A 22,053-nucleotide genomic window follows, 5' to 3' on the forward strand; every position below is an offset into this window, starting at 1 on the left:
AAGCCGCTGGTTCTGGGCCGGGCACACTACGCAGTTGTGGGGTGAGTCCGACGGCCGCAGTATGCGCGTGCGGGGAGTACTTCGTCGTGAACGACGAGGGCGAATTGTGCCTGGTCCCGGGCACCATGGGGCTGCGTGACGTCATCACGTTCAGCTCGCCGGGCACCCATCAGTTCGAGAAGGCCGACTACCCGTGGCTGGCCCGGGTACGGGTCGAGGCGCAGGGGGCCGGTGGTGGATCGGGAGGCGCCGACTCCGATCCGGGGGAAGCGATCTTCCGCCCCGGCGGCGCGGGCGGCGGCTGGTCGAGTTCACTGATCGACGTCGCACTGCTGGGCGCCGTGGAGACCATCGTGGTCGGCGCGGGCGGCGCTGGCGGGACCGCGAACCAGCCCGGTGTCACGGGGGGCAACTCCTCCTTCGGCGGCCTGGTGGTGGCCCCCGGTGGTGACGGCGGGACCGCGAGCATGACGACAGGCACCGGTATGACGACCGCCAGCGGTATCCCCGGACCGTTCGGCGGGTCCGGGCAACTCGCCCAGGGCGGCGGGGCAGGAGAGGGTGCGATCCGCCTGAGCGGTACGTCCGGTCTCGCTGGAATGGGCGGCGCGTCCCACCTCGGCCATGGCGGGTACGGACGCGCAACCAACGGCCCGGGAACATCGGCGCGTGGCTGGGGCGGCGGGGCAGGCGGCAGCGTGTCCGTCAACGGATCGACCCAGGCCGGATCGGACGGCGGCGGCGGGATCGTCATTGTCGAGCTCTACGGCTGACACCTGTCCGGACAGTGTCCAAGCAGGTCAGTCCGGTCGTCCGTGCCCACCGTTCGTGGGTGTCCGGCGGATGTCCGCTGCTTGTCCGGACACGTCCGGACACGGGCCCCCTGCTCTAGACTCCCGGTAGTTGCTGGTTTTGGGCCGGGCGAGGAACTCCGACATGCGGAGATGATTCTCTTGGCCCGATGTGGATGCGGCGGCTCCCGATGCACCTGCGCCGTCACGGCTGGTGCTGGCGTCACCGTCGAAGGAGACGGCAGCACAGCCACCCCCTACGTCATCAACGCAGACGCCGCCGATGTGTCGTGTGACGACGTTCGGCCGTGCATCTCGGCCGGCCCGGGCGCAGCGTACGACCCCGCGACCGGCGTCATCAGCGCGCACCTGTCGACCGACGCGGGCAACACCCTCGTCGTCGGTGGCGATGACGGGCTGTTCGTACCTGTGGCTGCCGGTGTGTCGTGTGACGACGTTCGGCCGTGTATCTCGGCGGGACCGGGCGCGGCGTACGACCCTGCGACCGGTGTCATCAGCGCGCATCTGTCGACCGACGCGGGCAACACCCTCGTTGTCGGTGGCGATGACGGGCTGTTCGTACCCGCGGCTGCGGACGCGACTGTCACCACCGGCTGCGGTCTGGGCGGCGACGGCTCAGCCGGCGCCCCGCTGACCGTGGCAACGGGAACGTGGCCCTACGCGTGCAGTGCTGATACCAGCGGTGGCGTGGTCGTGTGCGGCAGCGACGGAGTGCTGCGGAGCGAGCCGCGCGGCAAAGCGTCGTTCGTGTCGTACTTCGAAGAGCGGATGTACCCCAACCTGACGGTGCCCAACGGGTTCGACCAGCCGGGCGCCTCGTTCTCAACCGACGTCACGAACCCGGACCCGTGTCGCGATGCGCTGCTCATTGTGTGGCGTGAAGTCGACGTCGACTTCAACCTCCCGGCGGGCGCCGGAGCGGGGTACGGCCAGGACACCGACGAGATGTATTACACCCGGAACGCCGGGTCCTCGCTCAACACGGACGTCCACGTGCAGACCACGAAGACGTTCCACAACGCGAACCTTCTGGGTCCAGGCGCCACGGTGAACATCCCCCTCGATGTGACGTTCGACCGGGGTACGGGCGGTGCCACCTACAACCGCATCCAGATCAACATCCGCGTGCTGATGATCAGCCTCTAAGGAGACCCCTCATGACAGGAACTGAGTTTGCTGTGCCCGGGGTCCAGCCGCTTGCGGAACCGGTGACGTACTGGGTGCTGTACGACGACGGATCCAGCGGCCGGATCGAGTCGACGACCGGCGAGCCGACCCTGACGAGTCCGGGCCGCCTCGTCACTGAGGCGGAGTACCAGGCCCGGGTCGACGAGCTCACGGCCGCGAACGAAGCGCACGTCGCTGAGATCGAGGCTGCGGACAAGGAACGCCAGCGTCAGGACTACGAGGCCCTGGTCGCGGCCGGTCTGCCCGCAGAGACCGCCGCCCGACTCTCGGGCTACGAGGTCCCGCAGGTGGAAGAGCCCCCGGAGGAGGAGCACTGATGGCGAACCCGATGAGCGCAAGCGACCTGCTCGCCGCACTGCGCGCCGAAGGTCTCACCGTTGTCGAAGAGGGCAACTGGCGTACGCACAACAGGAACAGCAAGGGTGCGTGGGGCCCTGTGAACGGGGTGATGATCCATCACACCGTGACCAAAGGCACCGCGGCCACGGTCGGGATCGTCCGCAACGGGTACGCAGACCTGCCGGGGCCCCTGTGCCACGGCATGATCGCGAAGGACGGCCGGATCCACCTGATCGGCTACGGCCGGACCAACCACGCGGGCCTCGGCGATGACGACGTGCTCCAGGCGGTCGTCGCGGAAAAGGGCCTGCCGGCGGACAACGAGGCGAACACCGACGGGAACCGGCACTTCTACGGCTTCGAATGCGAGAACCTCGGCGACGGCAAGGACCCCTGGCCCGCTGCCCAGCTCGAAGCGATCGAGAAGGCCGCTACCGCGATCTGCCGCCACCACGAGTGGAAGGCCGCTTCGGTCATCGGCCACAAGGAGTGGCAGCCAGGCAAGGTCGACCCCCGCGGCTTCGACATGGACGAGATGCGCGACGGCATCGACGGCCGCCTCGGGACCAAGCCGGTACAGCCGAAGCCGCCCGCGCGGCCGGCCTTCCCTGGGCGGGGAGCGTTTGCCCCCGGCCAGTCGAACGGATCGATTCTGCTGCTCGGCCAGCAGCTGGTCCGCCGCGGCTTCGGCAAGCACTACCGGGTGGGGCCGTCGAAGTCTTGGGGCGAGGCCGACCGGCTGAACGTCGCCGACTTCCAGCGCTCCAACAAGCAGCTGAGCGGCGACGCCGACGGCTACCCCGGCCCCCTCACCTGGCACATCCTGTTCTCCTGAAAGGCCCGAACAATGCTCACTCTTGCCTTCTGGCGCGCCACTGCGGAGCGCGCTGTACGTACGGCTGCGCAGACCCTCGTCGCGGGCCTCGGCCTCGACAGCGTCGGTGTCCTCGACGTCGACTGGAGCCAGGGTTTCTCGCTCGCCGGGAGCGCCGCGCTCCTGGCGGTCCTCACCGGTCTCGCCACGTCCGGGGGCGGTGAGGGACCGGGGGTCACGGAGACTGTCCGGACCCGCACGTGACTCCGTCGAGCGGCGACCGGGTCGCGGTCGAACTGGCGGAGATGCGCGGCGAGATCCGAACCGGGTTCGCCGAGCTCAACGGCCGGCTCGACCTGACGTTGCAGCGGACGGAGAGCGCCGAGTCGGACATCGACGAGCTCCAAGACCGCGTTGCCGCACTGGAGCGTGGCCGTTGGCCGCTCCCGGCGATCGCAGCAGTGACCGGCGTGGCCGGGGCGGCGACGGGCATCGTCGCGCTGCTGCGCTGATCCACCACCGGATACCGGCCCCCTCCCGAGTGCGGCGGCGAGGGGGCCTTCCGTTGCCCTGCCAGGCTGGGTTGAGGGCGTTGTCGGACCCTGCCGATACGTTGGCGGGGTCCTTATCCAGCTAGCTGGCTGCTTGCCGCGACTTGGACTCGCCTCGCCCGAGCAGCGCCGGGCGAGGCGCACAAGTGGGGCTCCCTGCGCAGGTCAGTCGGTGTCAGGCTCGGGGTGCCTCACGACCCGCTTCAGTTCCATCTCGACGTCGTAGCGGCTTTGTTCCGTCGCTTCGGCGTGGGCGGTGATCGCCTCCTGCACGCGGGCTGCGGTCTCCACCGTCAGCCCGTTCTCCTGCTGCTCGGCCCATGCGGCCTTTTCCAGCTCGATCAGTTCGTTGCTCAGTTCGATTGCCACGGGGCGCGATCGTACTGGCGGTGGCCGGTTCACGGCACACGGGACTCGCGAGTTCCTACACTCGGCCGCATGACTGAATACGTGCAGGTATCCACGGCCACGGAGACGAAGCAGCAGGCAATTGACCTCGCGGGTGCGGCAGTCGAAAAGCGGCTCGCAGCCGGTGCCCAGATCGTTGGGCCGGTCACCAGCGTGTTCTGGCACCTGGGCGAGTACGGCACGGGCGAGGAGTGGCAGCTCCTCCTCAAGACGACGACGGACCGTTACCCGGAGCTGGAGGCGCACCTCCTGGAGCATCACCCGTGGGACAACCCGGAGCTGTGTGCCGTACCGATCACCTTGGGATCCGAGGGGTGCAAGAAGTGGATTGCTGGAGCTGTAGCTCCCTAACCGGCCGCGTGCTCCAGGAGGTCCCGGACGACGGAGAGATCTGCGTGAGGGCGTAGCTGGTCGAGCAGCGGAGCGATCCGCTGCCGGGGTCGGATGGAGGCGACGCCTGTTGAGAGTTCGAGCGCGCGGCCGGTCGTCACGGCCGCCTGCTCGACCTCGCCGGCCGTGAGGTAGGCGCTGGCGAGCCAGGAGAGGTAGAGCGCCTTGTCGCGTGCGTGGTCGTCGGAGTACCGGTTCAGGGCGTCGGTGAGGACGGGCACAGCGCGGAGAGGACGACGGAGCTCGGTCCAGCAGCGGCCCGTCATGATGTCGAGCTCGGTGTCGTCGACCCAGGCGGACCAGTCGGGCTGAGGTTCGTCGTCCTGCGCGTCGGCAAGGGCCTTGCGTGCGGCGGTGAGGGCCACGTCCGTGCCGGTCGGCTGGTTGTCGACGGCGCAGGCCCAGGCGAGCCGCTCGTAGAGGAGAGCGCGGACGGAGGACGGCGTCCGGTCGGTGATCGTGGCGCAGGAGTCCTCAGCGAACGCAACGGCCGCGCGCCGGTCGTCCGCGATGGTGTTGTAGGCGAGGAAGGCCAGGCTGTTGCCGTAGAGGTCGGTGTCCTGCGCGTCGCGCGCGCAGTCTCGGCTCTCCTCGTAGAGGGATTCGGCGTCGCGTGTGCGCCCGCCGTCGAACGCGGCCCATCCTGCTTGCTGAGCCTGCTCGGCGAGAAGCGCGGTGAGCCGACAGCGGGAGTGGTCGGTGAAGGACCCACGCCGTAGGAGGCCCTTTGTGTACTGGACCTCGCCGAGGTACACGCGGTAGGTGTCGCCACCGCCAAGGACGTCGTCCAGGCGCCGTAGGCGGGCGGTGCGTTCGCGGAGCCGGTCGACGTAGGCGTCGGTGATGCGGCGCGGCGGGTCGGGCCGGTGGAGGGCGGGCAGGGTGGCGGCGAGGCCGGTACTCGTTGCTGCCTGGAGGATGGTGCGGCGACTCACGTGCGGTCCGTTCTCTGTGCGGGACGTTCCAGCAGGAGCTGCGTCCGTCTCCCACGGGCGGGGAGCGAGGCCGAGCAAGTGCCCGGGGACGCGTAAAGCGTCCGCGATCTGCACGATCTTCTCGAAGCTCGTGATCCGGCCTTGGCCCCGCGCGAGTGTTCCCACCCGGTCGGGCTTGATGTCGCACTCGGCGGCGATCTTCGAGTAGCTGATCCCCGCCCGTTCGCGTGCGAGCCGGAAGGCCGTCCCGAAGTCATGGCCGATCAGCGCGCGTTGCATGTCGTCGTCGTTGAGGAGATCTCGCGGCAGGGCCGTGGGGGGCTGGTAGATCATGCGGCACTCTTCCTGCTCGCCTGAGTCTGCGCGGTGGTCGTCCCGAGTGTGTACCCATCATGGGTATACCCGGCGGCAGGAGGCAGAGGTTTCGCACGAATACCACCCTGTACGCCAAAGCCCCGGGGGCGGTGACGTCCGCCGGCCCGGGGCGTGGACGACTGGTTAGGAGTCGCCGTGCTTGAGCGTACCCATCTCGCCCGCCGTGCGAGGAAGTTCAGGGTGGGCACCCATTGCGCCTCCACGGGGGTAGCGCAATGAGAGAGGACGAGGCCGCTCGCCTCGTCCTGGCAGGACCGCAAGTATTCGTGACGAGCCGGGCCGAGCGGGAACTCGCGGTCAGCCACTGGCTCCTTGCGGCCGCCCAGGACATGAAAGAGGCCCGCAAGGAGTGGGCGGTGGCCGGGATCGCGCTCCTGCGATGCGGAGGCATCTTCTCCGCGATCCGCGTCCCGGCCGAAGTGGTGCACGCTGCCGCCGGAACGGAGGAACTGCACCAGGTCAACGCCTATCTCTCGACGGCGTTGATGGGCGGCCCGGTGTTCGTCGACGTTGCGTCGAGGCGGTACTACGTCCTCGTACCGGCGAGCGCCGCACACCAAGACGTGTGGAAATCCAGGCTGGTGCCGGAAGCGGAGTGTCTTGGGTCCGGCTGTTTCCTCGGCGTGCCGTCACCGAATGCGACCGCCCCGTCCGACGCCCGCTCGTACTGGTGCGTGCCGATGGACAGTCCCGGCGAGCTCTGCGTCCCGCAGGCGGTCACTCAGTTAGTGATGACCGGCCGGTACCAGCGGGCGGCGGCAGAGAGGGAGGCCGGTGAGTGAGGCCCGCGTGGTCCGCAGCTGGTCCCAGCGCGGGGATGAGGCGTACCTCGTCCTCATCGGCCATACCGTCGGATGTGCGTTGTGTCGTGTGAAGGCGTCCTGTCCCACGGCGGTCCGGCTCGCGCGGGCCTGGCGGGGGGCCCGGCGATGAGGATCTGTGTCGACTGCGACCGCACCATCGTGGGTGCGTACGTCGTCGCCACACACGGCGACTCGATGTCCGGTGCGCGGCCCGACAGCTACGCGCATCCGCCGTGCTCACCGGACTGCCGACCGCGGTCTCCTGGTAAGGCCCGGCTGCGGCGCCTGCTGGACGATCCACGCTGCGAAGTGCCGTTGCACTACTGATCTCCCGTCCGTGGCTGCGCCGATCAGCTGCGGGCGGGGCACGCCCGTACCCGAGGCTGGCGGTGGCCCGGGTGCGGGCGGATTTCACACGGAAGCGATGACTGGCATGGAGAAGACGGACCGAGGCCGAGATGGAGTCAGGGCCGAGCGGGCACGCCGTCGAGCGCTCATCACCGCAGCAATCGTGCTCGTGCTCGTCTACGTGTCGGTTGTGTTCGCTGCCATGCACCGCCCGATCTGACAGGACCGATGCATGGGACTCCGGGCCGTACTTGAGGCTGGCGGCGGGATCAGTTCGAGGCGGGTGCAGCGTCCTTGGCGCCGGGGACCTGGAGCACGCGGAGCATGTCGGCGGTCACGACGCGGAAGAGGCGCCCGGCGCGGACGACCCGGCACGGGAAGTCGCCGGCGCGGGCCAGCTGGTAGGCGGTCGTGCGTCCGATCCCGAAGGCGCGCCCGGCCGTTTCGAGGTCGGTCGTCGGAGGGAGGTCGAGGAGTTCCCTCGTCGTCATTTCCGGGCGTTCAGCAACAGCCGCTTGGGTCATTTTGGCGCAGCTCCTTGCCTATGTGGCGCGTATGTGGGTCGTCTTCGCGCACTGTACGACATGGGTTGTTACTGCACAACATCGTCTGTACTTTGGGTCAGCATGGAGCAACCGGATTGGTCGGCGCGTGTCAGCAGGACCATTGCGCAGGAGGTGCGCCGTCACCGCCAGGCCCAGGGCATGAGCGCGCAGCAGCTCGCGGACGCCTGTGACCGGCTGGGCGCGAACCTGCCCCGGACGGTGATCTCCAACATCGAGAACGGCAGGCGCGGCAACGTCACCGTTGCCGAGGTCAGCGTCCTCGCGGAGGCGCTGCAAGTGGCGCCGACGGCAATCGTGTTCCCCGTCGGCTACACCGATGAGGCCGAGCACCTTCCCGGCCGCACGGTCTCGCCTCTGGAAGCTGCGGACTGGTGGAACGGCGAGCCCGCCTCCAGCGAGTGGGCGCTGACCCTCCTGCGGAAGCACCGGAGCCTGGAGACCCAGATCCGCCGCCTTTATAAGGGGATCTGGGAACAGGCGATCTCGGACTACCGGTGGCAGGGAGAGCCCGGCGGGCCGGAGGCTGGGGCGGCCCGCGAGGTCGCCGAGGAACTGACCCAGGAGCTCCACGAGCTCCGCGACGAGATTGCCCGGCGGGGCCTGACCCTCCCGCCGCTCACCGGACTGGACCGGCAGGCCTAGAGCCCAGGCCGGGACTGCCCGTTACCCGCGGGCGCGCTGCGCCCTGTCACGACGGAGGGGAATTCGTCATGCCCGGAGCACGGCGTGCTGGCGGTATCAACAAGAGATGTGAGTGCCGAGGAGAGGACGGGAAACGGCTCGGCTCGAAGTGCCCGAAGCTGTCCAAGCGGAACCACGGGAACCACGAGCTGCACCAGGAGTTGCCGCCCGGCGACAAGGCGGCTCGTCGCCGGTTCCGGCGCACCGGGTACGCCACGGTGGGGGATGCGGAAACCGACCTGGGCCGCGTGCGCGCCATCCTGGATCTGGCGGGCGACGACGAGGACGCCGCCCGCAGAGTCAGTGACCTGCTGATGGCGGTTATGCGGGACCGGGAGCCCATCCCGAGCACGGAGGACGTGAAACGGCGCCTCGCCGGCGGTGTGCCGATGGACCAGTCCATGACCGTGGGGGAGTGGCTCCAGACCTGGGTCGACTCGAAGAAGACCAAGAGAACGACGACCTCCGGGTACCGCTCCCACATCCGGGTCCATCTGCTGCCGGGGGTGGGCCATTACCGGCTGGACCGGCTCAACGTCGCCCACTGCCAGGCGTTCTTCGACTCGATCGACGAGCGGAACGAGGCCATCGCGGCCGAGAACACGGCAAGGCGAGAGCAGGAGCGACAAGCGAAGTGGGGGAAGTCGTCGAGGCCCCCGGCCGCAGAGTCCGCGCGCCTCGCCATCGAACGGGAGAAGCTGGCAGCGATGCCGCCCTATCGGCTCATCACAGGGCCGGCGACGAAGCAGCGCATCAGGGCGACGCTGCGCATGGCGCTCAACGCGGCGATCCGGCGGCAGCACATCACGTTCAACGCCGCTCAGTGGGTGGAGCTGGCGAGTGGCAAGCGGCCGAAGGCTGTCCTGTGGGTGGATCGGCATGTTGAGCACTGGGAGAAGACCGGCGAGCGGCCGAGCGCGGTCATGGTGTGGACGCCGACCCAGATCGGGCGGTTCCTGGACGTCGCCGAGGAGTCGAGGCTTTACGCGTTCTACCACCTGATCGCTTTCCGGGGGCTGCGCCGTGGTGAGGGGGTGGGGCATGACTCGGTGAACACGGACCTGGAGAACGGGGCGATCACCATTGCGGCGGAGCTGGTGGTCGACAACTGGGAGGTGTTCGAGGACACGCCGAAGACGGATGGGTCGGCGGCGACGATCGCGCTGGACTCGCTGAACGTGGCCGTGCTGCGGGAGCACCGCGTCCGTAAGGCCCGAGAGCGGGAGGAGTGGAACGAGGGGGCCGTACTGGAGCGGGCGCAGGGCCTGGACACTCCGGACTGGGTGGAGACCGGGAAGGAGTTCGTGGACATCGACGGGTCGTGGCTGCACCCGGAAAAGGTGTCCGAGGAGTTCCGGCGGATTTACCGGCGGGCCGGTCTGCCGCCGATCAACCTGCGGGACCTGCGGCACTGCGCGGCCACCCTCATCCACGGTGGTGGTGGCGACATGCACGCGGTGAAGGAGACGTTGCGGCATTCAACGATTCAGCTCGCGTCGGACACCTACACGTCGCTGCTGAAAGAGGTCGATCAGGAGATCGCGGAGCGGGCGGCCGGGATGGTTCCGAGGGCCCGGAGAGGCGACGTTGAGCCAGTGGCCGAGTAGCTTCGAAGGTGTCGCGAGGGCGGTGCGTTTGCGCAGGTCGCGGCGGGGTTCTGCTCGGCCATTGCTCGGCCGAACGGCTCGTAACGAGATATCACGGGGCGACACGAGCTGACACGAGGGGAAGCGTGCTCAGATCGGAACGGTGCACTGACCAGCACGTCTTGCACTGCACAACACGGGGTGTCACGAGGCGACACGAGGGGGAGGCCCCTGACAGGGGACTCATAATCCGTCGGCCGTGGGTTCGAGTCCCACCCGCCCCACCATGGCGGCCGCAGCGCAGGAACGTTCCAGCCTCCTGGAAACAAGGATGCACGCGCGGCGGCTTCGAACGCGCAAGACACGCTGAAGGCCGCACACGGGCCCCCTGTCGGCTCAGAGGCTGACGGATCAGAGCAGGGCGGAGCCCCGACCGCACATGTGGCCGGGGCTCTGTGCGAGGCCCCCTGCGGAGCCCGAACCCCGCACCCACCGACCGGTTTTCTCCGGGCATGCGTCAAGTGGACCGGCTGTCACCGGCGTTGAGGGGACGTGCGGGAGTGTGGCGCCCCGCGTCTGTGCCCTGACGCTCAGTACGGGCAATGTTCTTTGCTTCAGCAACGCGGTTCGCCCATTGCGATTCGGGACGGACCCTCGAGCGGTAGTGGCGCACCGTCACGCTCCGAGGCTGTTCCGTCGCACCTTGCCCACACCTGTGGCGCCTGCCGGCTGTCGCCCCGGATCTAGAGGGGGTGTGGGCCGCTGCGGCCCATTCCGTCAGGGATGCTGCGGGCGGGTTCCGGTGTGCTGGTGAGGCGCCCTGTGGGCCGCTTCGTGTCCGCGCGTCGCGCAGGGCGAATCACAAATATTTGCCGGGAAATGCGGCTTTTGCCCGAATTCGTACGTGTACGACTTGTTGGTCCGGTTGAGGCGTCGTAGTGTCGGTAGTGCCGCGGCAGAAACAGGGAGCGGCACACCGAACTACTTCCCAAAGGAGGCGAAGATGAACGTTCGTGACATCTTCCGCCATGGGGGTGGCAGGGGTCGTTGGGGCGGCTGGGGCGGCTACGGCGGCTACGGCGGTTACGGCGGCTACGGCTACGGCTTCGGCCGGCGTGGACGCGGCGGCTTCGGACGTCGAGGCCGCGGCGGTTACGGCGGCTACGGCGGCTACGGCGGCTACGGCTACTGACCACCCAGAATCCCCAAACCCCTTACACGAGGCTGGCCCGCGCAACCGCGCGGGTCACGCCTCGTGGTTCTGGGGCCCGCGCCCCAGGGGCCTCCCGTTCGGATCCTGCCCTGCGGCCCCTGGCAGGCGCTTTTCAAGGCTTGAATCGCGACGGCATCGCAGATTGCGCCGTGATCCGGCCCCGATCCGGGAACAGGCTCTGGCGGCGGTCCGCATTCCGCACCCCTCAGTGATGTGAGGCCCATGCGCCTTCTCGGCCCCCTCGCGCGCCCCGACGAGCCGCCCCCGGAATCGGTGACGGACGTTCCGATCCGTACCGACCCCATCAGCGTGGTGCGGTCGTTCCGACGGTTCTGGCCGCTTACCTACGGCGACCGGCGCTGGCTCGTGCTCATCTGCGCCCTTGCCGCCGTGTCCGCGATCGCGGAGACCATCACCATCCTTCTCTTCGCGGATCTGACCGACAACGCTCTGCAACAGGGATCCGTCAGTGCCTTCTGGAAACCTGCTGGTCAGTGGCTCACCGTGGCCGTCATCGGTGCGATCGTGGGGTATCTGTGCAGCTCGCTCGCGGTCTGGACCGCCGAACGCTTCGTGATGCGGCTGCGGGCCAAGGTCTTCAGCCATCTGCAGACGCTGCCGCCCCACTTCTACCAGCGCAATCGCCGCGGTGACCTGGTCGAGCGGCTCACCGGTGATGTGGAAGCCATCGAGGCCCTCGTGGTCTCCGGCATCGTCGGGGCTGCGACCGCTCTCTTCAACACCTTCTTCTACGCTGCCGCCGCTGTGTGGCTGAGCTGGAAACTGGCCCTCGCCACTTTTGCCATGATCCCGCTCTTCTACCTCGTCACCCGCGTGTTCACGGGGCCTCTGCGCGCGGTGTCCCGGCGCGGACGTGCGGCGGACGGTGCCATCACCGCCGTGGTCGAGGAGACGCTGGTCAACGTCGTCATGACCCAGGCGTACAACAGGCAGCACGACGAGGAGGAACGACTCCTCGGCAAGGCGCGTGCCCGATTCAAGGCGGCGGTGAGAGGCACCCGGCTCGCCGAGCTCTACGAGCAACTCGTGGAGGTCCTCGAAACGGTGTGTGTCCTGGCGATCATCGGTCTGGGGGCGTGGCAGATCTCCACGGGCGGGATCACACTCGGGCAGCTCCTCGCGTTCGCCGCCTTCATCGGTTCCCTCTACCCGCCGATCCGCTCCCTGGGCCAGCTCGGTCTGACGGCCACCGCCGCGACCGCCGGAGCCGAGCGGCTTCTGGAGATCCTCGACACCGAACCCACCGTCACCGACCCGGGTGTATCCGTCGCGGCCCCGGCCCGGCGGCGCGCTGTCGGCGAGGTGGAGGCGCGACAGGTCGACTTCCACTACCCGGGCAACCCGGAGCCGGTTCTCCGCGGTCTCTCGTTCACCGCGGGCCCCGGCGAACTGCTGGTCATCACCGGCCCCAGCGGAGCCGGCAAGTCGACCCTGGCCGCTCTGCTGCTGAGGTTCTACGACCCGGACTCCGGCAGCATCCGGCTGGACGGCACATCCGTGGACCAGCTGCCGCTGACCTACCTCCGCCGGAACATCACGCTGCTGCCGCAGGACACCCTCGTCCTGCACGACACCATCGAGCAGAACATCGCGTGCGGGCGCACCGACACAACCCTCCGTGACGTCGAGGAGGCCGCGCGGGCAGCCGACGCGCACGATTTCATCCGTGCGCTTCCCGACGGCTACAACACCGTTGTCTCACCCGGCACGTCCCGGCTCTCCGGAGGCCAGTTGCAGCGCATCGCGATCGCTCGTGCCATGGTCCGCGACGCGCCCGTCCTCCTTCTCGACGAGCCCACCACCGGCCTGGACGCACTGGCCGCACAGCGCATCCTCGGCCCGCTGCGGCGCCTCGCCGAGGGACGCACCACCATCGTCATCACGCACGACCTGGCCCTTGCCGCCGACGCCGACCGCATCCTGGTGCTGGACGAGGGGTGTCTGGTGGAGTCGGGCACGCACACCCAACTGCTCGACCGGAGCGGCCTGTACGCCACGCTGTTCGACGCCAAGCCCTCGCGTCGCAACGGCACCGTGAACGCACACGCCAAGCATGCGCGCCCATCGGGTATCCACTGGCGGTAGGGCCCTAGGGTCAGCCGGCTCCGGACCGGTCGTTACCATCCGCTGTGACCGAAACGACCGAAGAACCTGTACATCGCACACGCATACTCGCGGACCTGACTCCGCTGCGGACCTCGCCCGACTACCGGCGGCTCTGGTTCGGGAACACGGTCTCCTGGATCGGGCAGGGGATGACGGCGCTCGCCGTGTCGCTCCAGGTGTACGACATCACCGGGTCCGCCTTCTCGGTCGGGCTCATCGGGTTCTGTTCGTTTCTGCCGCTGGTCGTCTTCGGGCTGTACGGCGGAGCCGTCGCGGACACCGTCGACCGGCGCAAACTGGGGCTGGCCAGCTCCTCCGGTTCGTTCGTGCTCGCCGTCGCACTGGTCGCCGCGAGTGTCGCCGGAGTCGAGCAGTTGGGGCTGCTGTACGCGGTCGTCGCCCTGCAGGCGGTCTGCTTCGCGCTCAACTCACCGGCCCGCAGCTCGATGGTCGCGCGACTCCTGCCGGCCGAGCAGCTGCCCGCCGCAAACGCGCTCAGCTCCATCACCAGCACCACCGGTGCACTGGTCGGGCCGATGCTGGGCGGACTCATGGTCGGCTGGTGGGGGTACCGGGCCGCGTACACCGTCGACGCCGTCACCTTCACCGCCGCGCTGTACGCGATGTGGCGGCTGCCCTCGATGCTTCCCGAGCGCGGGGACGACGCGGGGAGCGAGAAGCGGGCGTCCGTGGTGGACGGGCTGCGGTTCCTGGCGGCGCGGCCCATTCTGCGGATGACCTTCTTCACCGATCTGTGCGCCATGGTCCTCGCCCACCCGCGGGCGCTCTTCCCGGTCGTCGCCGTGGTCTGGTACGGCGGTGACGCGAAGACCACCGGGCTGCTGGTCGCGGCTCCGGCACTGGGGGCACTGCTGGGCGGGGTGTTCTCCGGCTGGCTGAGCCGGATCAGACGGCACGGGCTCGCGGTGATCACCGCCGTGGCCTGCTGGGGCAGCGCCATCGCCGTCTTCGGGCTGACCCGCCAGCTCTGGCTCGGGCTGGTCCTGCTGGCGCTCGCCGGCTGCGCGGACACCGTCTCGATGGTCTTCCGGAACACCATGCTCCAGGCGGCGGTGCCGGACGAGATGCGGGGGCGGCTGCAGGGCGTGTTCATCGTGGTGGTGGCCGGTGGGCCGCGGCTCGGGGACTTCCTGGCGGGTTCGGTCGCCGATCTGGCGTCCCCGACGGTTGCGGCCACCGGGGGCGGCATCGCATGCGTGGTCGCGGTGTCGCTGCTCGCGCTGAAGTGGCGGGGATTCGCCCGGTACGACGCCCGGGATCCGCAGCCCTGACAGGCCGGGGCCGGTCACCCCGGGCCGACCGGCCGCCTGGGGCCGGTCACGCGCGCGGGCCGACCGGCCCCCGGCGGCGCGCCTCCCCCACTCAGGCGGTCGCGTCGGAGAGCTTCGGCATCTCGCCCTCGGTCGTCTTGACGTCGATCACGGAGAACGCCGCGCCCTGCGGATCGCTCAGCGCCGCGAACCGGCCGAACGGGCTGGTCATCGGACCGAACCGGAGGATCGCCCCGCGCTCCGTCGCCTTCGCGACCGCCGCGTCGCAGTCCTCGACGGTGAAGTACACATTGAGGTACGGCGGTACCTCGGGCGGGAAGTCGTCCGTCATCTTCATCCGACCCAGGACCGGGTCGGCGCCCAGGTCGTAGAGCGCGAAGTCGATCGCGTCGTCCTGCATCTGCTTCACGCGGTACGGGAAGACGCCGGGGAAGAATGCGTCCGACTTCGCCGGGTCCCGGGTGAACACCTCGGCCCAGCAGTACGCGCCCGGTGTGGCCCGGGCCTCGAACCCTTCGTGCTGCCCCGCCTGCCACACACCGAAGACCACCCCGCCCGGGTCGCGGGCCAGCGCCATCGAGCCGAAGTCACCGACCTGCATCGGCTCCATCAGCACCTCGCCACCGTTGTCACGGATCTTTGCGGCGGTGGCTGCGGCGTCCGGCGACGCGAGGTACAGGCACCATGCCGACTGGCCTTCCTGGCCGGGCATCGGGGGTACGACGGCGGCGACCGCCTTGCCGTTCGCGTACGCCTGCGTGTAGTTGCCGAACTCCGACGACGACTCACCGAACGTCCACCCCAGCACGTCACCGTAGAAGCTCTTCGCCCCCTCGACATCGGTGAACATCGCGTCCGCCCAGCACGGGGTGCCCTCTGGTTCCACAGCCATGGTTCTGCGCTCCTGACTCGGTGAATCCGCTCCGGGTTTTCACGCTACGGGCTGTCGTGAAGTCCCTGATGGATCGGCGCGCGACGTCGGATGCGGTGCATCGCAAGGCGGAGGGTCGTCCCCATACGGGGCGCGTATCCGGGCGTTCCGGCAACGCGGCGAGATGCCGTAGCTGTCGTCGTGCGGCTGCCAGGGATCACGGGACGGCCGTTGGCCGGTCATCTCGCACGCCGCGCGCCGGGCTACCCGCCGGCGGCCTTGGCCTCCGGGGCCGCGATGCCGCGGGCGACCCCCAGCTCCACCAGGTCCTGGGGGCGCAGGCGCAACTGGTCGGCCGTGGCGTGCACAGCGTCGGGGGAGCGCTTCAGGATGGCTGCCGCGAGCTCCGGGGCGATGACGGAGAAGTAGCTGTCCGGGGTGACATATGTGTTCTCCGGCGCAGCCAGGGCGAGTGCTCCGCCCGACCCGCCCTCGCCGATCACCAGGGTCGTCACCGGGACCCGGGCCTCGGCGATCGCCGCGAACGCATCGGCGATGGCGGCCCCCGCGCCCGCCCGTTCCGCCTCGGCGTCGTTGGCCGCCCCGGGGGTGTCGATCAGAGTCAGGACGGGCACGCCGAGCCGGTCCGCGAGCCGGATCACCCGGGCCGCGGTGCGGTAGCCGGCCGGGCGGGTCGCGGTGCCGCACTGGGCGACGTACGCGATCGGCCGGCCGCCGCGCACCCCGAACCCGCAGAGCAGCCCCGGATCCGTACCGCCGCACCGGTCGCCGCTGAGCGGCAGCAGGTGGTCGAAGTACGCGTCGAGATACGCCCCGGCACGCGGCCGGGCCGAGGAACGGGCCTGCTGCACCGCGTCCCAGCCGGTCGCCGGCAGCCCGGTGGCCGCGAGAGCGCCCGGGACCGGTGCGCGGGACTCGTCGACGCCTGCCGCCCCCAGCGCGCCCAGCCACCGCCTCAGCGTCCGTGGCAGCTCGTCCGCGTGGACGACCGCGTCGATCTGGCCCGCCGCCAGCTGGCCCTCCGCGGCGTACGCCGACGGGTCCGCGTCCACCGGCCGCACCCGCGATCCGGCGAACCCGATCTGGGCCCCCGGAAGCGCCAGGATCACATCGGCGCCCGCCCCCAGCGTGGCCCAGCCGCCGCCCGTCGTCGGATCGCGCACGATCGCGAGCTGTGGCAGACCCGCGGCCCGCAGCCGTGCCGAGGCGCGTGCCACCCGCTGGAGCTGGGTGAGCGCGATCATGCCCTCCTGCATCCGGCTGCCGCCCGTCGCGACGATCGAGACGAGCGGCAGCCGCCGGGTGAGCGCGGTCCCGTACGCGGCTTCCAGCAGGTCCCCGGTGCGCTGCCCCAGCGATCCGCCCAGGAAGCCGAACTCGAACGAGACCAGCACACACGGCAGGCCGCCGACCGTGGCAAGGCCGTGGACGACGGACTCCTCCTCGCCGGTACGTGCCGTGGCGCGGGCCCGGGCGTCCGCGTAACCGGACCAGGAGAGCGGACCGTCCGCCGGTATCTCCGCGCCGGGCGGGGTGCCGGACTCGGTGAAGTCGTCGGCGACCGCCGTGATCGCCTGCCGCGCCGTCAGCCGCCTACGCACCGAGCGACCGCTTCATGATCTTGCCCATGTCGTTGCGGGGCAGCGCTTCCAGATAACGGACTGTGCGGGGGCGCTTGTGCGGGGCCAGCTGGGTCGCCACATGGTCCGCGAGCTCGGCCTCCGTGGGCGGTGCGGCCGGGTCGGCCGGCACCACCCAGGCGACGATCCGCTCGCCCAGATCCGGGTCCGGCTCCCCGGTGACGGCGGCCTCGCGGACGCCCGGGTGGTCCAGCAGCGCGTTCTCGATCTCGCCCGCGCCGATCTTGTAGCCGCCGCTCTTGATCAGGTCGGTGGCCTTGCGGCCGACGATCCGTACATAGCCGTCGGCGTCGAGGGCGGCCATGTCGCCGGTACGGAACCAGCCGTCCTCGGCGAAGGCGGCCGCCGTCGCGTCGGGGCGGTTCAGATAGCCGGCGAAGAGGTTCGGGCCGCGCACCTGGATCTCGCCCACCGCGCCCTCGGCCTTCGGATCGTCGAGCGGGGTGCCGCCCTCCTCGACGAGCCGGAGTTCGACGCCCCGCAGCGGTACGCCGACCGTCCCGGGGCGAGGCTCGCCGTCCGCCCGGACGCTCGTGTTCATCAGGGTCTCCGTCATGCCGTACCGCTCGATGACCCGTCGGCCGGTCGCCGCCGCGATGCGTTCGTGGTCATGGACCGGAAGCGCGGCCGACCCCGATACCAGCAGCCGGGCCCCGGCGAGCGCCTCCGCCAGCTCGGCCGCGGCCGGTGCCGCCGTGCCGAGTGCCTCGGCGATCCGGTGGTACATCGTCGGTACGCCGAACAGCATCGTGGCGCCGGACGACAGTTCCCGGGTCACACCCTCGGTGGAGAACCGCCCCAGATGCCGCACCGATCCGCCCAGGCGCAGCGGCCCGAGCACGCCCAGGATCAGGCCGTGCACATGGAACAGCGGCAGGGCGTGCACAAGGACGTCGTCGCCCGTCCACTGCCAGGCGTCCGCCAGCGCGTCCAGCGAGGCGGCGATCGCGCGGCGGGGCAGGATCGCCCCCTTGGGCGGGCCCGTGGTGCCGGAGGTGTAGACGATCAGGGCGGGGGACTCGGGGGAGGGTTCGGGGAAGACGACGCCGTCGGCCGCCGTCGCTGCCGTGTCGACATCCATACGGTCCAGCGCGGCGAGCACCGGCGGGAGCACGTCACCCGCCCCGGCCAGCACCGCCGAGGGGGCGCTGTCGGCCACGATGTGCGCCAGTTCGCGTGTGCCGCTCTTCGGGTTGAGGGGGACGGCGGGCACCCCGGCCCGCAGCGCCGCCACCACCGCGACGACGGTCTCGGCGGTCGGCGTGGCCCAGACGGCGACCCTTCCCGCGTCCGCGAGCCGCGCGGCGAGCGCGTCGGAGGCCGCGGCCAACTGTGCGTACGTCAGGGTGTGTTCACCGAACCGGACGGCTTCCCGGGCGGCCGCGGGGCCGGATCCGTCATGCAGCGCAGGCAGAAGAGAAGTCACCCTCCGACCCTAAGGGCTCTCCGTAATCCCCGGCGGGCGCGCGACGACGGCCGGGCACCTCGTCGCGTCGTCTGAGCGCCCGGATACGCGCACCGTACGAGGACGCCACTCCGCCCCGCGATGCGCCGCGTCCGACGCCGCGCGCTGATCCACCGGGATTGCGGGACAGCCCTCAGGCAGCCGGCTCGCGCATCCTCTGGTCCCGCTGAATGTTCCGCATCCGCCCCTCGGCCCGAGCCGCTCCTTGCAGTCCCCCGAGAGCGGCGCGATCAGGTTCCAAGCCCAGAACGTGAGTAAAGAAGCCGATCGTGGCCACCACAAGGTTGCGGTATGCGGCCGCGGACGGCCGGACTGCCGGAGCGGGGGACCGCTTGACGGCTTCCACCCCGCAAGTCAAGGCCCGGTGGTGCAGGTGGGCCCGTCGGCCTACGCCACGCGGGTCACCGGCTACGGACCGGGCTGACGTGGTCTCCGCAGTCGCAATCCGGCACAAGCTGCGACAATCGCGGTATGGACCGTCTGGACAGGGAAATCCTCAGCGTCCTCCAGGAGGACGCGCGGATCTCGTACCGCGATCTGGGGGTACGGGTCGGCCTCAGTGCCAATGCCGCGGCCGACCGGGTGCGGCGGCTGCGCCGCGACGGCGTCATCCGCGGCTTCACCGTGATCATCGACCCGGCCGCCGACACCCGAACGGGTCTGGTCGTCTTCATCGATGTCACGCTACGTATCGACACGACCAACGAGGTGTTCGAAAGGGCGGTTCTCGCCCTGCCCGGCATCACCGAAGTGGTGCACGTGACGGGCGGGCACGACTACCTCGTACGGGCCACGGTCGCCGACACCGCCGCCCTGGACGGACTGCTGCGCCGGCTCAAGCGGGAGGCGGGCGTCGCCCACTCCAGCACCCGGGTCGCGCTCAGAGCGGCGCCTGCCAGGTGAACGTCGTGGAGCGCGAGCCGTCGTCGCCCCGCCCGTCGTCGGCGACCACCAGCCGGACTGCGGCCCGCCCGTCGGGCAGCCGCGTCGTCGCGTCCACCTCCACCTCGATGGCCGACACCCCGGTCCGCCGGTGCGCCGCCGCGAGCGCGCCGCGCAGTGCCGCGAGGAGCTTTCGGTCCGCCGGCTGCCGCACGAGTGAGTCCACCGCCCCGGTGAACTGCACCGACGGCTGGAAGCCGAGAACGGAGGCCGCGCCCCCGGTCTCCCGGAGCACCCGGCCGCGGAAGGTGCTGGGCGCATCGGTGGGCGGCTGCTGGAGGGCGAAGATCGCGGTCCGTACTTCCTGAATGGTGGAGTTCAGCTCGTCGACGGCCCGGGTGAGCAGCTCGTCCGTCTCCGGGGCGGCCGCCCGGCGGCGGGTCGACTCCAGCATCATCTCGGTCGCGAAGAGCCGCTGGACGACGAGATCGTGCAGATCGCGGGCGATCCGGTCACGGTCCTCGTACACCGCGAGCTGTTCCCTGTTGTGCTGGGCGTCCGCCATCACCAGGGCGAGCGCGGCCTGAGAGGCGAACTGGGAGGCCAGCAGCCGGTCCACGGCCGTGTACGGGCGTCCGCCACGCCGCCGGGGCAGCGCGAGGGTGCCGATGAGCCTGCCACCGCTCTGCAACGGCAGCATCATGCTGGGGCCGAACCGGGTCCTCACATGCGTCGTCATCCGTGGATCGGTCGCCGAGTCGTCGATGAAGACCGGCTCACCGCCCAGCAACTGCACCAGCACGGGGGAGCCTGGTTCGATGGTGGTGCCGACGATGCCGGCCGGGTCGTCGAGCGTGGACGCGGTGACGATCTCCATCCCACCGTTCTCGGTCGGCTGGAGGATCACTCCGGCCGAGGCATCGGCGAGAACGCGGGCCCGCTCGGCAACGGTCATCAACGCGTCCGTCGCATTCGTGCCGCCCAGCAGGGCCGTGGTGACGGCCGCCGCGCCCTCGATCCAGCGCTCCCGTTGGCAGACCGTCTCGTACAGCCGGGCGTTGCCGATCGCGATCCCGGCCTGAGCGGCGAGGACCTGCAGCAGCGCCATGTCCGTATCGGTGAAGTGTCCGGTGCGTTTCCCGGTGAGATAGAGATTGCCGAACACCTCGCTGTGCACCCGGATGGGCGCCCCGAGGAAGGAACGCATCCGTGGATGGCCGGGCGGCACGCCGCTGGAGCGTGGGTCGGCGGTCAGATCGTCGGAGCGCAACGGTTCGGGTTCCTCGACGAGCACACCGAGCAGTCCCGAGTGCCCGTCCGGGAAGCGACCGATGCGCTGCCGTTCGGCATCGGTGAGACCGGAGGTGAACAGTTCGGTGATGGTGCTGCGGTGTGGGTCGAGGACGCCGAGCGCGCCGTACCGGGCCTCGGTGAGCGCGGTGGCGGTGTCCACGATCTGCTGGAGGGTGGCCCGCAGCTCGAGATCGGTGCCGACGCTGAGCACCGCTTCCAGAAGTATCGGCAGTTTGCGGGGACTGCTGCTCGGGGGCCCGCCTGTCGCACCCCGGCCTTCGCTCTCGTAAGTCATCCGCCGCCCCGACGGCCGTCAGGCGGCCAGCGGGTTGAGGACCATCGGCTCGACCTTGCCGTCCAGCATGGCGCCGAGCCCCAGGACGGCGCACACATCGGGGCGGTCCGCGATGTGCACCGGCATGCCCGTCGCATCGCGCAGCATCTGGTCGAGCCCGGGCAGCAGCGCACTGCCGCCGACCATCATGATCCCGCAGTCCGCGAGGTCGGCCACCAGATCGGGCGGGCAGTCGCGCAGCACCTTGCCGAGACCGTCGAGGACCGCGGTCAGCGGGGTGTGGATGGCGCGCCGGACGGCGGCGGTGTCGACCTGCACCGAGCGGGCCAGACCGGTCACGACATCACGGCCGTGGATCTCGGTCACGGCCGGCCCGTGCGAGGTCAGGCCGTTGCCGCTGAGGGCCAGCTGCAACGGGCGTACCGACTGGCTCGGCAGCATCAACTCGTGCTGCTGGCGCAGATGCTGGATCACCGCGTGGTCGATGGCGTCGCCGCCGATCGGGATCCGTACCGCGGTCACGATCGAACCGAGCGAGAGCACGGCGATCTGCGTGGTCGCCGCTCCGCACACCATGATCATGCTCCCGACCGGTTGCTCGACCGGGAGATCGCAGCCGACCGCAGCCGCAAGCAGGGTGTCGACCAGCTCGACCCGCCGGGCGCCGAGCCCGACCAGGGTCTCGATGGTGGCGCGCTGGGCGAGCGGATCGCTGTCGTGCGGGGTGCAGGCGGCGGCGCGCAGCCGCGGCTTGCGGCGCAGCTGACGGCGGAGCTTCTCGCCGAGCAGATGGCGGAGCATGCGCTGGGCCATTTCGATGTCGATGACAGACCCGCCGGACACCGGGCGGACCACCCGGATGTAGTCGGGGGTGCGGCCCGTCATCTTCTCGGCGAGCTCACCGACGGCGATGAGCGAACCGCTACGGGTGTTGATGGCGGCGGCACTCGGCTCGTCGACGACGAGCCCGAGCCCCTTGATGTACACGCGGGTCCGGGCGGCCCCGAGGTCGACGGCGACGTGGCAGCGGCGCAACTGCTCAAGACTGACGGTCACGGCAGGTCTCCCGGGAGCGCTGGTGGACGGTGCCGGCGGCGGCCGGTCCTCTTCGCATCGTGCGGCGCGCGCGGTCCCGCCGCCCGCTGGGATGGGCCATCA

The 22,053-nt window shown here is 70.2% G+C and carries 23 protein-coding genes and 1 pseudogene; 15 read left to right on the forward strand and 9 right to left on the reverse strand.

Translation table 11 applies throughout. The features are described from left to right. The first annotated feature begins 86 nt into the window (after positions 1–86). From ACIA8E_RS07605 to ACIA8E_RS07630, 6 genes are all read left to right on the forward strand, one after another. Complete coding sequence (locus ACIA8E_RS07605; protein WP_399295557.1) at positions 87–773, forward strand: hypothetical protein; 687 nt, start codon at positions 87–89, stop codon at positions 771–773. A 303-nt stretch (positions 774–1,076) separates the two neighbouring features. Further along, complete coding sequence (locus ACIA8E_RS07610) at positions 1,077–1,958, forward strand: hypothetical protein (protein WP_399295559.1); 882 nt, start codon at positions 1,077–1,079, stop codon at positions 1,956–1,958. Positions 1,959–1,969: 11 nt separating this feature from the next. After that, entirely contained in the window at positions 1,970–2,317 is a 348-nt protein-coding gene (locus ACIA8E_RS07615) for a hypothetical protein (RefSeq protein ID WP_399295561.1), read from the forward strand. Beyond that, positions 2,317–3,174, forward strand: coding sequence for a peptidoglycan-binding protein (locus ACIA8E_RS07620; protein ID WP_399295563.1), 858 nt, complete (start codon positions 2,317–2,319; stop codon positions 3,172–3,174). Before ACIA8E_RS07615 ends, ACIA8E_RS07620 begins: the two co-directional genes overlap by 1 nt. 12 nt (positions 3,175–3,186) lie before the next feature. Next, positions 3,187–3,417, forward strand: a complete 231-nt coding sequence (locus ACIA8E_RS07625) for a holin (RefSeq protein ID WP_319327347.1) — start codon at positions 3,187–3,189, stop codon at positions 3,415–3,417. Continuing rightward, positions 3,414–3,665 (forward strand): hypothetical protein, encoded by a 252-nt coding sequence (locus ACIA8E_RS07630; RefSeq protein ID WP_399295565.1) that lies wholly within the window; start codon positions 3,414–3,416, stop codon positions 3,663–3,665. Before ACIA8E_RS07625 ends, ACIA8E_RS07630 begins: the two co-directional genes overlap by 4 nt. 204 nt (positions 3,666–3,869) lie before the next feature. On the opposite strand, the gene ACIA8E_RS07635 is transcribed toward ACIA8E_RS07630, so the two are convergent. Then, entirely contained in the window at positions 3,870–4,073 is a 204-nt protein-coding gene (locus ACIA8E_RS07635; protein WP_399295567.1) for a hypothetical protein, read from the reverse strand. Positions 4,074–4,142: 69 nt separating this feature from the next. Between ACIA8E_RS07635 and cutA the strand changes: the two genes are divergently transcribed. After that, positions 4,143–4,463 (forward strand): divalent-cation tolerance protein CutA, encoded by a 321-nt coding sequence (gene cutA / locus ACIA8E_RS07640; RefSeq protein WP_399295569.1) that lies wholly within the window; start codon positions 4,143–4,145, stop codon positions 4,461–4,463. Here the strand turns inward: cutA and ACIA8E_RS07645 are convergent. Further along, positions 4,460–5,770, reverse strand: a complete 1,311-nt coding sequence (locus ACIA8E_RS07645) for a helix-turn-helix domain-containing protein (RefSeq protein WP_399295571.1) — start codon at positions 5,768–5,770, stop codon at positions 4,460–4,462. The genes cutA and ACIA8E_RS07645 overlap by 4 nt on opposite strands. A gap of 257 nt (positions 5,771–6,027) precedes the next feature. Here ACIA8E_RS07645 and ACIA8E_RS07650 point away from each other — a divergent pair, with 257 nt between their 5' ends. After that, positions 6,028–6,594 carry a hypothetical protein gene (locus tag ACIA8E_RS07650; RefSeq protein ID WP_399295573.1) on the forward strand — a complete coding sequence of 189 codons (567 nt, stop codon included), beginning with the start codon at positions 6,028–6,030 and terminating at the stop codon, positions 6,592–6,594. A gap of 147 nt (positions 6,595–6,741) precedes the next feature. Then, the gene (locus ACIA8E_RS07655) at positions 6,742–6,942 is read left to right on the forward strand and encodes a hypothetical protein (RefSeq protein WP_399295575.1); all 201 of its coding nucleotides are present in this window, start codon (positions 6,742–6,744) and stop codon (positions 6,940–6,942) included. 290 nt (positions 6,943–7,232) lie between these two features. Here the strand turns inward: ACIA8E_RS07655 and ACIA8E_RS07660 are convergent, their stop codons facing one another. Then, positions 7,233–7,487, reverse strand: a complete 255-nt coding sequence (locus ACIA8E_RS07660) for a DNA-binding protein (protein WP_399295577.1) — start codon at positions 7,485–7,487, stop codon at positions 7,233–7,235. Positions 7,488–7,589: 102 nt separating this feature from the next. Here ACIA8E_RS07660 and ACIA8E_RS07665 point away from each other — a divergent pair, with 102 nt between their 5' ends. From ACIA8E_RS07665 to ACIA8E_RS07685, 5 genes are all read left to right on the forward strand, one after another. Further along, the gene (locus ACIA8E_RS07665) at positions 7,590–8,171 is read left to right on the forward strand and encodes a helix-turn-helix domain-containing protein (protein ID WP_399295579.1); all 582 of its coding nucleotides are present in this window, start codon (positions 7,590–7,592) and stop codon (positions 8,169–8,171) included. Positions 8,172–8,239: 68 nt separating this feature from the next. Next, positions 8,240–9,817 carry a tyrosine recombinase XerC gene (gene xerC, locus ACIA8E_RS07670; RefSeq protein ID WP_399295581.1) on the forward strand — a complete coding sequence of 526 codons (1,578 nt, stop codon included), beginning with the start codon at positions 8,240–8,242 and terminating at the stop codon, positions 9,815–9,817. Between the two features lie 982 nt (positions 9,818–10,799). Then, the gene (locus ACIA8E_RS07675; RefSeq protein WP_399295583.1) at positions 10,800–10,988 is read left to right on the forward strand and encodes a hypothetical protein; all 189 of its coding nucleotides are present in this window, start codon (positions 10,800–10,802) and stop codon (positions 10,986–10,988) included. A 243-nt stretch (positions 10,989–11,231) separates the two neighbouring features. Continuing rightward, entirely contained in the window at positions 11,232–13,115 is a 1,884-nt protein-coding gene (locus tag ACIA8E_RS07680) for an ABC transporter ATP-binding protein (protein WP_399295585.1), read from the forward strand. A 44-nt stretch (positions 13,116–13,159) separates the two neighbouring features. Then, positions 13,160–14,428, forward strand: a complete 1,269-nt coding sequence (locus ACIA8E_RS07685) for an MFS transporter (RefSeq protein ID WP_399295587.1) — start codon at positions 13,160–13,162, stop codon at positions 14,426–14,428. Between the two features lie 91 nt (positions 14,429–14,519). Here the strand turns inward: ACIA8E_RS07685 and ACIA8E_RS07690 are convergent, their stop codons facing one another. The 4 genes and pseudogenes from ACIA8E_RS07690 to ACIA8E_RS07705 form a co-directional block, all read right to left on the reverse strand. After that, the gene (locus ACIA8E_RS07690; RefSeq protein ID WP_399295589.1) at positions 14,520–15,320 is read right to left on the reverse strand and encodes a VOC family protein; all 801 of its coding nucleotides are present in this window, start codon (positions 15,318–15,320) and stop codon (positions 14,520–14,522) included. 242 nt (positions 15,321–15,562) lie between these two features. After that, entirely contained in the window at positions 15,563–16,921 is a 1,359-nt protein-coding gene (locus ACIA8E_RS07695) for a carboxyl transferase domain-containing protein (protein ID WP_399295591.1), read from the reverse strand. After that, a complete protein-coding gene (locus tag ACIA8E_RS07700) occupies positions 16,914–18,386 on the reverse strand; it encodes an acyl-CoA synthetase (protein WP_399295593.1) in 1,473 nt (490 codons plus the stop codon). The genes ACIA8E_RS07695 and ACIA8E_RS07700 overlap by 8 nt, the downstream gene beginning before the upstream one ends. A 231-nt stretch (positions 18,387–18,617) precedes the next feature. Continuing rightward, positions 18,618–18,771, reverse strand: a pseudogene (locus ACIA8E_RS07705) (MFS transporter); the annotation flags it as partial. A gap of 125 nt (positions 18,772–18,896) precedes the next feature. On the opposite strand from ACIA8E_RS07705, the gene ACIA8E_RS07710 reads away from it, so the two are divergent. After that, positions 18,897–19,328, forward strand: a complete 432-nt coding sequence (locus tag ACIA8E_RS07710) for an Lrp/AsnC family transcriptional regulator (RefSeq protein WP_030925866.1) — start codon at positions 18,897–18,899, stop codon at positions 19,326–19,328. Here ACIA8E_RS07710 and ACIA8E_RS07715 read toward each other — a convergent pair. Next, positions 19,306–20,895: a GAF domain-containing protein gene (locus tag ACIA8E_RS07715; RefSeq protein ID WP_399295596.1), complete on the reverse strand. Its 1,590-nt coding sequence runs from the start codon at positions 20,893–20,895 to the stop codon at positions 19,306–19,308. The two genes, ACIA8E_RS07710 and ACIA8E_RS07715, sit on opposite strands and share 23 nt — an antisense overlap. A gap of 18 nt (positions 20,896–20,913) precedes the next feature. After that, positions 20,914–21,951 (reverse strand): rod shape-determining protein, encoded by a 1,038-nt coding sequence (locus tag ACIA8E_RS07720; protein WP_399295598.1) that lies wholly within the window; start codon positions 21,949–21,951, stop codon positions 20,914–20,916. Positions 21,952–22,053: the final 102 nt, after the last annotated feature.

Source organism: Streptomyces sp. NPDC051664 (assembly GCF_044453545.1).
Taxonomy (GTDB): Bacteria; Actinomycetota; Actinomycetes; order Streptomycetales; family Streptomycetaceae; genus Streptomyces.

Bases quoted from the DNA above. Each gene is read 5' to 3' on its own strand.
- ACIA8E_RS07655 (WP_399295575.1), top strand. From the start codon at position 6,742: ATGAGGATCTGTGTCGACTGCGACCGCACCATCGTGGGTGCGTACGTC.
- ACIA8E_RS07625 (WP_319327347.1), top strand. From the start codon at position 3,187: ATGCTCACTCTTGCCTTCTGGCGCGCCACTGCGGAGCGCGCTGTACGT.
- ACIA8E_RS07715 (WP_399295596.1), bottom strand. From the start codon at position 20,895: ATGACTTACGAGAGCGAAGGCCGGGGTGCGACAGGCGGGCCCCCGAGC.
- ACIA8E_RS07645 (WP_399295571.1), bottom strand. From the start codon at position 5,770: ATGATCTACCAGCCCCCCACGGCCCTGCCGCGAGATCTCCTCAACGAC.
- ACIA8E_RS07680 (WP_399295585.1), top strand. From the start codon at position 11,232: ATGCGCCTTCTCGGCCCCCTCGCGCGCCCCGACGAGCCGCCCCCGGAA.
- ACIA8E_RS07615 (WP_399295561.1), top strand. From the start codon at position 1,970: ATGACAGGAACTGAGTTTGCTGTGCCCGGGGTCCAGCCGCTTGCGGAA.
- ACIA8E_RS07690 (WP_399295589.1), bottom strand. From the start codon at position 15,320: ATGGCTGTGGAACCAGAGGGCACCCCGTGCTGGGCGGACGCGATGTTC.
- ACIA8E_RS07665 (WP_399295579.1), top strand. From the start codon at position 7,590: ATGGAGCAACCGGATTGGTCGGCGCGTGTCAGCAGGACCATTGCGCAG.
- ACIA8E_RS07675 (WP_399295583.1), top strand. From the start codon at position 10,800: ATGAACGTTCGTGACATCTTCCGCCATGGGGGTGGCAGGGGTCGTTGG.
- ACIA8E_RS07650 (WP_399295573.1), top strand. From the start codon at position 6,028: ATGAGAGAGGACGAGGCCGCTCGCCTCGTCCTGGCAGGACCGCAAGTA.
- cutA (WP_399295569.1), top strand. From the start codon at position 4,143: ATGACTGAATACGTGCAGGTATCCACGGCCACGGAGACGAAGCAGCAG.
- ACIA8E_RS07710 (WP_030925866.1), top strand. From the start codon at position 18,897: ATGGACCGTCTGGACAGGGAAATCCTCAGCGTCCTCCAGGAGGACGCG.
- xerC (WP_399295581.1), top strand. From the start codon at position 8,240: ATGCCCGGAGCACGGCGTGCTGGCGGTATCAACAAGAGATGTGAGTGC.
- ACIA8E_RS07660 (WP_399295577.1), bottom strand. From the start codon at position 7,487: ATGACCCAAGCGGCTGTTGCTGAACGCCCGGAAATGACGACGAGGGAA.
- ACIA8E_RS07620 (WP_399295563.1), top strand. From the start codon at position 2,317: ATGGCGAACCCGATGAGCGCAAGCGACCTGCTCGCCGCACTGCGCGCC.